Below are 337 nucleotides of genomic sequence, written 5' to 3' on the forward strand. Positions count from 1 at the left end.
CCATACCCAGAATGGCGATACTGTCTTTCAGCTCTTTATAACGCTGTAGAACGGACTGTACGCCACGAGCAGTATCATAGTGATCCTGACCGATTACCAGTGGATCCAACTGACGAGAAGTGGAATCCAGTGGGTCTACGGCAGGGTAGATACCCAGAGCAGCGATATCACGGCTCAGTACTACAGTCGCATCTAAGTGAGCAAAGGTAGTAGCTGGAGACGGGTCAGTCAGGTCATCCGCAGGTACGTATACGTCCTGGATAGACGTGATAGAGCCAGTCTTAGTTGAAGTAATACGCTCCTGCAGTACACCCATCTCTTCTGCCAGGGTAGGCTG

The 337-nt window shown here is 51.0% G+C and carries 1 pseudogene; it reads right to left on the bottom strand.

What is annotated here, in order from left to right:
• Nucleotides 1-337 (bottom strand): annotated as a pseudogene (locus tag J0A65_RS26655) (F0F1 ATP synthase subunit beta); the annotation flags it as partial.

The organism is Bowmanella yangjiangensis (assembly GCF_017255015.1).
In the GTDB taxonomy this organism is placed as follows: Bacteria; Pseudomonadota; Gammaproteobacteria; order Enterobacterales; family Alteromonadaceae; genus Bowmanella; species Bowmanella yangjiangensis.